Here is an 11,695-nt window from a genome sequence, read left to right as displayed (position 1 = left end):
GGCGCTCCGTCGGGAACATGCTCGAAAAGGGTGATTCGTCGGCGCTCCGTCGGGAACATGCTCGAAAAGGATGATTTGTCGGCGCTCCGCCGGAAACATGCTCGAAAGGGTGACTCGTCGGCGCTCCGTCGGGAACATGCTCGAAAAGGGTGATTCGTCGGCGCTCCGTCGAAAACATACTCGAAAAGGATGATTCGTCAGCGGCCTTATATGTTGGGCAGCATGCCCCTTTTCTTTACACGGCAATCGTTACGCGAATATCCTGCGGATAATTGCCGAAGCCTTTGCCGAACAAGCTGACGCCTCCGCAATTTGCCGCCGACTCGGGACAAGCGATTCGAAACCGAAGCTCTTGTCCCGCTTTAATATTCAGTTGTTGAATGCCCACGTTCGAAAACCGGATGCCATCAATAAATGTGCCTTCCCGGGTAATCAAGATCGTTTTCTGAAGTCCGTATTGGGTATCGATCCACCATTGCGGAGTATATAAACCATGTTTGCTGCCGAAATCACCCGGACAGGTCCAAGTAGCAACATCCGTATCGTTCAGCGAGAAAGTGATATCCGACGGCCAGTTTTCGTTATAGTGAGGCGCTTCCGAGCAGATTTCCAGCGAAATCGTAATGCTTGAGGCTTCGGTGTGACCAACCAAATAATTGGGGATCCGGTATTCCACAAAACCGCTGCCAAACCAAAGATGCTCCGCTTGCGTGCGCTCGGGGTCATCGAAATAACGGGGATCATCCATCATCCCGATCCGTTTCTCCGAGGAAGCAAGTCCGCAGGTTGGCTTCACTTCGTGCCGGAAGTATTGCCCGACCGGCAGCTCCACCGTGTATTGCGTATGATCGGCCGGTTTGTCCGCCGGAACGGTCCGCAGCACAAGCGTCAATTGATCGATGTTCAGCGAACATCGCTTTTGTGTGCCTCGTTTTCCCACCATATTTTCGGTCGAGATAATGCCGGCTTCTTCCATCTTCTGAATATGCTTCGTAATAATCGCCGATGACAAACTTAATGCTTCCGCAAGCTCGCCGATGTTATACGGCTGCCCATTTAACAATTCGATAATCCGAACCCTCGTTTCGGAAGAAAAGCACTCCAGAATATTCATATTTCTCGTAGTGACGTCAAGTTTCATAGATCAGCACCCTTTCCTGCAAATGCGTGCCATTTGCAGTTATTCCACAATATACACGGACATAAGCATGTTGTTTTTTTGACATGGTCATTTTATAAGTTCACTGCTCGCAGCTCAAGCTTCAGTTGGAACACAGATAATACTTGATGGATGAGTCATCGATCGGAAGCTGAATACATTATATAACTTTAAAGTTAACTAATCAACTTTTGGGTTGACATATAAAAAACCTCTGTTTAATATATTAACAAGGATATCATGAAGTTAATTATAAAGTTAATAAAATGGAGGCAAGGAATATTATGACTCAACCCTTATTAAGACCGGAATACCCTAGACCGCAGCTTGTTAGAGAACAATGGCTTAATCTTAACGGCATGTGGGAATTTGAATTTGACGATAACCGGATTGGCGATGAAGAACAGTGGGGGGCGGGAGCTAAAGCGCTGAGCAAGCAAATTCAAGTGCCATTTGCTTATCAAAGCAAATTAAGCGGAATTGGAGAAACCGGCTTTCACGATTTAGTTTGGTACCGCCGCAGCTTTACGATACCGTCCGACTGGTCCGGCCAGCGTATTCTGCTTCACTTCGGGGCCGTCGATTATGCGGCAACCGTATGGGTGAATGGCGCGCAAGTCGCATTCCATGAAGGCGGACATACCCCATTCCAAGCCGACATTACATCCGCTCTCCAGCAAGGGGACAATGTATTGGTGGTGCGCGCCGAAGATTTCAGCCGCGATGTGACGCTGCCGCGAGGCAAGCAGTATTGGAAGGAAGATTCGGCTTCAATTTTTTATACGCGGACGACGGGGATTTGGCAGACGGTCTGGATCGAGCCGGCCGGCAAACTCCACATTCACAAAATCAAATTCAAGCCGGATATCGACAAAAATGAAATTCAAATCCGCACGTTTCTGAACCAGGCCCCTGCGGCGGGCAGCAAGGTAGAAGCCCGCATCGACATTCGCTTCAAAGACGAATACGCTACCAGCGTCACGGTAAATTGCCGCCATGCGGAAGAAACGGTTACGGTCGGGCTGCACGATTTTAACGATCACGGATTGGGCCGCTGGTGGACTCCAAACAAGCCGAACTTGTACGATGTGACGATCACTTTGCTTGTGGACGGCCAGAAAGCGGATGTGCTGGAAAGTTATTTCGGCATGCGCAAAATATCCGTTGAAGCCGGCAAGGTCATGCTGAATAACCGGGTATTTTTCATGCGTCTGGTGCTTGATCAAGGTTACTTTCCGGAAGGCATCCTGACCGCTCCAAGCGATGAGGCGCTGAAGCAGGATATTGAACTCGCAAAAGCGATGGGATTTAACGGGGCGCGCAAACATCAGAAGATCGAAGATCCGCGGTTCCTTTATTGGGCGGATAAGCTCGGATATTTGGTTTGGGGCGAAATGGCCAACGCATACAGTTATTCCGAGGAATATGTGCGTAAAATTACGTTGGAATGGCAGGAAGCAATCGAGCGCGATTACAACCACCCTTGTCTTGTCGTATGGGTGCCGATCAACGAAAGCTGGGGCGTTCCAAACATTCTGGTCGACAAGCGCCAACAGCAGCATGCGCTTGCGATGTACCATATGACCAAAGCGCTGGACGACAGCCGCTTGGTCGTATCCAATGACGGATGGGAAAATATGAAAACCGATCTTGTGACCATTCACGATTATGAGTGGAGACGGGACGACCTGGAGGAGCGTTACGCTACCTTGGAGAAAACGCTTGGCGGCAAGCCGCATCGCCGCGAGGTGCTTGTCGGAGGCACGGTTTATGAAGGGCAGCCCATCCTTGTTACCGAATTTGGCGGTATCGCTTATAAGAAAAGCGACTGGGAAGGCTGGGGTTACTCCGGCGCCGAAAACGAAGAAGACTTCCTGAAGAAACTGGCCGATGTGGTGGAGCCGTTCTTGCAATCTCCGCATGTTCAAGGTTATTGCTATACACAGTTGACCGATGTGGAGCAGGAAATCAACGGAGTGCTGACCTACGACCGGGTTCCTAAGGCGCCTGTGGAGAAGATTAAAGAGATTTTTAACGGCAGAATTAAATATTAAACTTAAGCCGCTGCGGAATGTGCTTTTCGCGGCGGCTGCGGCGTTTTAGGCTGAATGCAGGGAACGTGCAGTCCGGATCATTTCTTCGGGAATAAAGCGGGCTGACAAACCATTTATTTATGAATATAGCAGAGTGGAGGGAACGTTAATGTCAACTCAATCATCGATCCAGATGCGTACGGCAGCAACATTGATCGGCGAAATCGGCAGGTTGGCTCCGCCGCAAGGCTGCGCGGGGATTTGGTTTTTCGGACAAGAAAGTGTCGCGATCAAAGGGCGTCGGACGGTTATTCATGTCGATCCTTTTTATTCCGATTTCCTGGAGCAGCAGGGCGTACACCGGACGTATCCTGCGCCGCTGCGGCCGGAGGATGTGACGATCGCCGACCTGTGTCTGATTACGCATGAGCATGAGGATCATCTTGACCCATGGACGTTAAAAGCGATCGCCTCCCAATGCCCGGAAGCAAGATTTATGGCGCCGGCCATCTGCAGAACGCTGCTGGAGGAAGAAGCGGGCATCGCGCCGGAGCGCATCATCGATGCGTTGACCGGGGAATGGATGGAGCTGGAGGGAACCGGAGCGGAGCGTATTCGGATCAAGCCGGTGCCGGCCGCGCATGAGGAACTGCAGACGACGGGAAGCGAACGCGAGCATCGTTATGTCGGCTATTTGATCGAGATGAACGGAGTCAAAATCTACCATGCCGGCGATACGACGATTTATCCGGGGCTTTCGGAGCTGCTTGCCGAGGAGCGTATTGATGTAGGCATGCTGCCGATTAACGGAAGAGACTTTTACCGGGGCAGCCGCGGGTTAATCGGGAATATGAATTACCGCGAGGCGGCGGAGCTGGCGGCGATGGCGCGAATGGAGACGGTTATTCCGCTGCATTACGACATTTTTGCCGGCAACAGCGAGAAGCCGGGTTACTTTTTGCAGGAGGTATATGAACGTACGCCTGCGCAGAAATGCCATGTAATGGCGCGGGGCGAGTGTTTTGTGTACGTCTCGCCGCGAGCTTTTGGCAGAGACTAGCCGATCGGATAATGAAGATATCAACAACGATGAACTTTTTGCGAGATAAAAGAATTGGTACAGATGCGAGCGATATGCGGCTCGATCCTGTTGCCAGTTCTTTTTTTGTTTCCGGGAGGGGCGTGTGGTCTTACCGGCCTGCTTCGGGAAATCGGACAAACATGTTTGCTTGTGAGAATTTTGAGAGAACCGATTGCTATACTACGTAAGAGATTTCCAGAATAAAGAAGCTTTGAAAGGGATGAGGAGATGAATGGATTGAAGCAGCGAGGGAGCAGAACCTTCCGAAGCCGTAAATGGCTGGCGGTTGCGCTAGTATGCCTGCAACTGTTCGCATTGTGCGGCTTAGCGGGTGTTTCACCGGCATTCGCGATCCAGGTGCCTTTTGCCGGCGGGGATGGCTCCATGTACGACCCGTATCTTATTGAAAACGCGGCCCAATTAAATGAGGTTAGGAATAACCTGAATTCTGGCACTTACTTTAAGCTAATGGTCGATATCGATCTGGACGTCGCATCGCCGCCGTTCGATCAAGGAGCGGGCTGGGTGCCGATAGGTAATGCAGCCGCTCCGTTTAAAGGAAGTTTTAACGGGAACGGACACACTGTAAAAAATCTTAAGATCACAGTGAATTCGGGACCCGAAAATCTTGGTTTGTTTGGCGTAACCGAAAACGCCACGGTCAGTAACTTCGGTCTATTGAATGTAAATGCAAACGCCCCCTTCGCCGCCAAGGTCGGCAGTTTGATCGGCTGGGCTAAAGGTACGAACATCATGAACGTATTCGCCACGGGCTCCGTGCTGGGGCAAACTAATGTAGGCGGATTGATTGGAGCGGCAGAGAATGTACCGTACAGCGGAGGGGGAGGATTTCCCATGCCTCCGGCCCAAACCCTGTTGCAAAACGCCTATTTTAAAGGCGCTGTACAGGCCGATACTACAGCCGGCGGCTTGATTGGCAGCAGCAGTACCTCGGATACAAACATCTTAGCCAGTTATGTCCTAGCTACAGTTACAACGCTGATGGGCAACTCCACATCGAACGGCTTGATGCCGTTAGGCAGCGGTTATGTTACTGATTCCTATTACGCTAGCGATATTGCCGGGTTTAATAATAAAGGACTGGGCACGGCCAAAACGTCCACGGAATTGAAGGATAACATGATGTACCCGATATATCCGGGCTCGGGTTGGATCTTTGCGACAGGCTCGTGGGGTTTGGAAGGCAATAAAAACGAGGGTTATCCTTACTTAAAAGTGTTTGATAGCGCCCCTGTCGCTTTGGCTGTTACCGTAACGGGGACGGCCAAGGTAGGGCAGACGTTAACAGGCAGCTACGCGTATCAGGATGCCGAATTCGACACAGAAGGCACCTCCACCTTCAAGTGGTACAGCGCCAGCAATGCAAGCGGCGCGTCCGAGAGCGAAATATCCGGAGCAACAAGCAAGACCTATAAAATTGCCGGGGGATACGACGGCAAATACATCCGCTTCGAGGTTACGCCTAAAGCGTTGACCGGCCAATCCACGGGAACGGCTGTGAAAAGCGCTTGGTATGGCCCGGTTACGCATCCCTTTGCGGGGGGCTCGGGTTCGCAGACGGACCCTTGGCTGATTGAAACGGCAGATCAGCTTAACAGCGTCAGACTGTATTTGTATCCCAATGGGCACCCGCTGCAGGGGGATAAATATTATAAGCTGACGGCGGACATCGATTTGGGCGTAGCTCCATATAACCAGGGAGCAGGCTGGGAGCCGTTTGGCACGACCGGTACTCCTTTTACGGGCGGGTTTGACGGCAACGGACATACGATTTCGAATTTGAAAATCGTTTCGAGCCAGCGGGTAGGTTTGTTCGGGTACATTTACGGTGGGGAAGTCAAGCGTCTCGGATTAAAAAATGTCGATGTGCAAGCAAGCACAAATATGGCCGGAGCTTTGCTTGGCGCGGGCCAGAATTTGACGATCAGCGAGGTGTACGCTACAGGCTCCGTGAAATCGGAAAGCGGTTTTGCCGGAGGACTGATCGGCTATGCAGAAGGCAGCACCACCAACCCGGTGTCAATAACGGATTCTTACTTTAGAGGCGACGTCCAGGGGACCAATTTTGCCGGCGGTTTGGTTGGCTATGCTGACAATACGAAGCTGAATGTGGCCCGCTCCTATGCGGCAGCTTCGATAATTTCGACATATGTCTCGTTGTCCGGAGGGTTGATCGCTTCCAACTCCGGCGGAACCGGTACGATCACATCGTCGTATTACGACAAAGATGTGTCGGGTTATAGCGATACGGGAAAAGGCGAACCTACCGCCACTGCCGACATGAAGCTGCAATCGACGTACAGCGGCTGGGACTTCAGCAATGCAGGCGTGTGGAGGCTGGATGCTTTCAAAAATGACGGTTATCCTTATTTGGATTACCAAATCTTTAATGCGGCTCCTGTCGCAGCGGGGGTTTCAATCGGCGGAACGGCCATACTCGGCCGAACCTTGACCGGCATCTATACGTACAGCGATGCGGATAACGATTTGGAAGGAGCAAGTTTGTTTAAGTGGTACCGGTCGGATGATGCGGCAGGCGCCAATAAGCTGGCCATTTCCGATGCAACGGCTAAAACATATGTTTTGCAAGAGGCCGACTATGGCAAATATATCAGTTTTGAAGTGACGCCCGTGGCGCTGACCGGAGTTGTAACAGGAACAGCCGTAGAAAGCGCCAAAACGTCCGCAGTCACCGAGGAGCCGCTTTCTGCGCCTGCGTCGCTTGGCGCAGCGGCGGGTGACCGTCAAATTACGCTGAACTGGGGAAGTGTCACAGGCGCAACGTATTATAACATTTATTCAGGTACGGCGAGCCATAGCTACAATGGAACGCCTATCGCTACCGTTACGGGCACTACTTACCAGTTGACCGGCTTGACCAACGGCACGACCTACTATTTTGCGGTGAAAGCGGCCGATCAGAGACGGGTCAGTGATTATTCCAATGAAACCTCCGCAACTCCGCAGCCGACGGTTTTGACTTCGGTTGGCATCAGGAGCAGCAACCCGGCGCCGGCATTTGCCAAAACCGGAGATACGGCAACCGTGACGTTTACATCCGTTGCGCCGCTGACGGCTCTGCCTGCGGTTACGATAGCTGGGCAGCCGGCGGTTGTAACGAGTGTGACAGGGAATGTTTATGCGGCTTCGCTTCTGCTCGGCGGTAATATAAGCGAAGGGCTTGTCGGTTTCTCCATCGAGATGTCCGCAAATGTAACTGTCAGCTCAACAACGGACGGCAGCAGCTTGTTGTTCGATAAAACAGCACCGACCGGAACCTTAAGCATTAACGGCGGAGCGCAAAATACAAGCTCGGTATCGGTCAACTTGACGGTTACAGGCAGCGATGGCACGGGATCGGGCGGCCTGCAAATGCGTTTCTCCAATGACAATGTGACATGGAGCTCATGGGAACCGCTTGCCGCAACAAAAGCATGGACTTTAAGTGCTGGCAGCGGTGCTAAGACAGTGTCGATGGAATTAAAAGATGCGGCGGGGAATGTAACTCTAACTGCGCTGAGCGGAACGATTACACTGCTTTATCTATCCGGCGGCTCATCGTCCGGGGGGCTATCGCTAGGTGAAAGCATCACGGTTAATGTTGAAAACAGCGGCAATGGGGGCGTTGTGTCCACGGCGGTAGTGAACCGTACAATCGGTGCCAATGGACTTAAGAAAGATGAGGTATCCCTAACGTCAAGTCAGACGGACAAGCTGGTTGATCAATTAAAAACCGCCGGTTCCGACGCAGCCAAGCTTGTTATTCCCGATCCGAAAGACGAGGTTTCCGAGCTTAAGGTGAATTTGCCGAAGGAATCCACCGCTAAACTGGCGGACAATCAAGTGAGCTTGGAGATCAGCACAAATAATGTGCGGATGTTGATTCCTGACGGGTCGCTGCAAGGCTGGAAGGATGACATCTACTTCCATATTGTGCCGGTCAAAACGGACAAAGAACGCAGCGAAGCCGAACAACGCGCCAGAACGGAGCAGCTTGTGCGCGAGGCCGCGGGTACTGCGACGGTTAACGTTCTGGGGCGTCCGATGATGATCGAGACGAATATGCAGAACCGCCCGATTACACTAATTTTGCCTCTTAAAGACACAGGCTTAAGCGGGCAGCAGCTTCAAGATTTGGGCATTTTTATCGAGCACAGCGACGGTACGAAGGAACTGCTCAGAGGAGAGATCGTGTCTTATGATGCAGCGGGCACTCCGGGGATCCAGTTTACCGTAAACAAGTTCAGTACGTTTACGGTCGTTAATCTCGGATCGCACACCGGCAAGCGGCATCAAGCGTACATGACGGGTTATCCGGACGGTTCCTTCGGACCGGACAAACCGATGACAAGAGCGGAAATGGCCACCGTATTGGTCCGCTTGTTCGGAAAGGATCAAAGCGGCACACAGGCCGCCCGCAGTTATACGGACATTGCGGCGGATCATTGGGCAAAAGCGGCTGTTGAAGCGGCGGCGGCCGGGGGGCTGATGGACGGCTATCCGGACGGCAGCTTCAAACCGGAGAAAACAATCACCCGCGCCGAAATCGCAGCCATAGCGGCTCGCTTAAGCACAGCGGCGGAAGGCGGCAGCGGCTTCTCCGATACGGCGGGCCACTGGGCGGCGGCAGCCATTGCCAAAGCGAAGGCGGCCGGTATCGTAAACGGCTACGGCGACGGCACGTTCCGTCCGGAGCAGACGCTTACCCGCGCCGAAGCGGTGACCATGCTTAACAAGTTGTCCGGCCGGGAACCTTCTTCCGCTTCTGCTGTCAAGTGGAGTGACGTGCCTGCCAGCCACTGGGCGTTTAAGGATATTGCGGAAGCGTCCGCCGACCATACTCACGAATCGAAATAAAGCCTGATAAGGCGATAAAAGCGATAAAGGAAAGGCGCGGTTCAATCGAACCGCCGGATCGTCTCTGCCCTGGGCACCTCGCGCAGCTTCCAGCGCGAGGTGCGATGGCGCATGATAGCTTGTCAACCTTATGATGAAAGGACGGAGACGGGGAAGGACCGCCGTCAAGAAGGGCTCCCAATTGCGGAGCTCTTTTTGGCATCCGAGGAAGCCATATAAAGCCTAAGCCGCGTCAGATTGGGAAAGTCCGCTCCGGTTCCATATCACCTTGCTCTTTCGAGATGATCTTCGGCTCGGCGTAACTGGTATATATGAAAATTTTATAACCACCACGCCCAAAAGCCCCTTGACAATTTATGGGAATCACAAGTATGATAAAAATAAACACGTGTTCACATAGGCGCTGGAGGTAAATATCATCGAGACAAACAATTTGAACAGTCACGAGATCGCCAAGCTGGCCGGGGTGTCGCGGAGCACGGTAAGCCGGGTCATCAACAATTACCCGAACGTGCCCCAGAAAACCCGCGAGAAAGTGATGGAGGTCATCAAGAAGTACAATTATTTTCCGAACTTGTCGGGACGGGCGTTAAAGGGTAAAAAAACGAATACGTTAGGGCTTTTTATTACCGAGGAACATCGGATTACTGAAGAAAGCTCGTTTAACTTCCTGATTACGAATGTGATTGAAAGCGCATCCGAGTCCGATTATTATGTGTTGACCAAAATTATCCACGATACGTCCGATATGGAAACGATCAGAAGCGTCAAGGAATGTTTTTTCCAGGGCCGGGTGGATGCGGGCATTTTTTTCGGTTTTGCCAATCATGAACCGATGATCGAAGAATTGATCGCTGACGGCTTTCTGATCGGCATCATCGATCAGGAGTTGCCCGGACGAACGGAGCCGAACCGGATCGTATTTAACAATAACAACGAATCCGTGGCGATCCGCGCCGTCGATTATTTGGTTGGCCTCAACCATCGCAAAATCGGCCACATCAGGTCGGGAATCCGCAGAGGTTCGACCAACGCCAAATATAACGGCTTTATGAAAGCGATTCAAAAGCATAACTTGACGCTAAACGATGCCTGGATATTGCCCGGTTATGTACCCGGAGGGGGGTACGAGGCGGTTGCGAATTTTCTGAAAGCCAAACATCCACACGAGCTGCCCACCGCTTTTTTCGCGGATAACGATACGCTGGCTATAGGGGCGGTGCGGGCGTTTAACGACCACGGCATATCGGTGCCGGGCGATATTTCCATCATCGGCGTCAACGATCATATGCTCAGCTCCATGATGAAACCGGCGCTAACAACGTTTAAAATCAATTTCGGGCAACTCGCCAACGAACTGGTTCGCCAAATCGTCGATGTGATCGAAAACGGCTCGCAGCAATTTGTCAAAGTGATTTTTGAGATTGACTTCATCGAACGGGAATCTTGTCGAAGATTGGAAGACAATAAACACGCGTAAACAACGCGTGTTTTATAAAACAACAAAATAAACACGTGTTCATTCCGTCGTCATGATTCCGGCATCGCATGGTTTTACGGACCGTGTGCCGCCGAGAAATATGAAAACCAACATCCCAAGGAGGAAAAGAACAATGATCAGAGGTATTAATCACGCCGCTTTTATGACGGAAAATATGGAGAAATCGCTGCAGTTTTACTGCGACATCCTTGGCTTCAAGAAGGCGTTTGAATTGTCCCGCGACGGGCAGCCGTGGATCGTTTACATCAAAATCAAAGAAGGGCAATTCATCGAGTTATTCTACGGCGGTGAAAGCAAAATCGAGTTCGACCGTTTACGCATCGGGTATTCGCATTTGTGTCTGGAAGTCGCAGACATTCATGAAATTGCCGATCACCTGAAGGCAAGCGGCCTGACACTGGATACAGAACCAAAGCAGGGGGTGGATAAAAACTGGCAATGCTGGGTTCGCGACCCCGACGGCAATCGCATTGAATTTATGCAAATCGACCCCGCATCGCCGCATATGAACTGCTAAAAATCAAGGTGGGAAGGAGGAGTTGTTGTGCAAGCGATCTCGAACAAAAATATCGTCAAGCTGGGCATTGTCGTCGACAACGTGGAAGAAGCGGCGGCTTATTATGCCAAAATATTCGGCATAGAAGTACCCGAGGTGTCAACGCCGGGCCCGGAAACGCCGCCCGATCCGACCGGTCGCGCTTATACGTGGTATCAGGGAAGCGACCGTAAACCGCGCTGCAAGTATGCCAAAATTTATACAGATCCGATTTATCTTGAACTGATCGAACCTTTGCCCGATGTGCCGAACCCGTTTACGGATTTTTTGGAAAAACGCGGGCCGGGAATATTTTTTATCGCTTTTTATGTCGAAGGTTTTGAGGAACATGTGCAATTCATGGAGCAATTGGGATTGCCGCTCACTTTCAAGCAGGATAAAGGCCATGAAAGATACGCCTACTTTGATACGATCGCCAAACTCGGAATTGCTTTGGAATTTAAAGAAGTCGGGGAAATCGCTGAACTGCAGGCACGTCAATAAAGCC

Annotated in this window: 7 protein-coding genes; 6 read left to right on the top strand and 1 reads right to left on the bottom strand. The window is 51.5% G+C overall.

Features of this window, described 5'->3' with window-relative positions; translation table 11 throughout:
• Positions 1-235: 235 nt before the first annotated feature.
• Positions 236-1,141: an ArsR/SmtB family transcription factor gene (locus tag EYB31_RS00340; RefSeq protein WP_131011278.1), complete on the bottom strand. Its 906-nt coding sequence runs from the start codon at positions 1,139-1,141 to the stop codon at positions 236-238.
• A gap of 302 nt (positions 1,142-1,443) precedes the next feature.
• On the opposite strand from EYB31_RS00340, the gene EYB31_RS00335 reads away from it, so the two are divergent.
• The 6 genes from EYB31_RS00335 (at position 1,444) to EYB31_RS00310 (ending at position 11,691) form a co-directional block, all read left to right on the top strand.
• A complete protein-coding gene (locus EYB31_RS00335) occupies positions 1,444-3,213 on the top strand; it encodes a glycoside hydrolase family 2 protein (protein WP_131011277.1) in 1,770 nt (589 codons plus the stop codon).
• Positions 3,214-3,361: 148 nt separating this feature from the next.
• Positions 3,362-4,252, top strand: a complete 891-nt coding sequence (locus EYB31_RS00330; RefSeq protein ID WP_131011276.1) for an MBL fold metallo-hydrolase — start codon at positions 3,362-3,364, stop codon at positions 4,250-4,252.
• Between the two features lie 258 nt (positions 4,253-4,510).
• Entirely contained in the window at positions 4,511-9,151 is a 4,641-nt protein-coding gene (locus EYB31_RS00325) for an S-layer homology domain-containing protein (protein WP_165452121.1), read from the top strand.
• 433 nt (positions 9,152-9,584) lie between these two features.
• Entirely contained in the window at positions 9,585-10,631 is a 1,047-nt protein-coding gene (locus EYB31_RS00320) for a LacI family DNA-binding transcriptional regulator (protein ID WP_240761974.1), read from the top strand.
• Between the two features lie 133 nt (positions 10,632-10,764).
• Positions 10,765-11,169, top strand: coding sequence for a VOC family protein (locus EYB31_RS00315; RefSeq protein ID WP_131011273.1), 405 nt, complete (start codon positions 10,765-10,767; stop codon positions 11,167-11,169).
• A gap of 27 nt (positions 11,170-11,196) precedes the next feature.
• Complete coding sequence (locus EYB31_RS00310) at positions 11,197-11,691, top strand: VOC family protein (RefSeq protein ID WP_131011272.1); 495 nt, start codon at positions 11,197-11,199, stop codon at positions 11,689-11,691.
• Positions 11,692-11,695: the final 4 nt, after the last annotated feature.

Origin of the sequence: Paenibacillus thalictri (assembly GCF_004307995.1) — a bacterium.
Taxonomy (GTDB): domain Bacteria; phylum Bacillota; class Bacilli; order Paenibacillales; family NBRC-103111; genus Paenibacillus_AF; species Paenibacillus_AF thalictri.
This window is presented reverse-complemented; position numbering and strand designations above follow the sequence as displayed.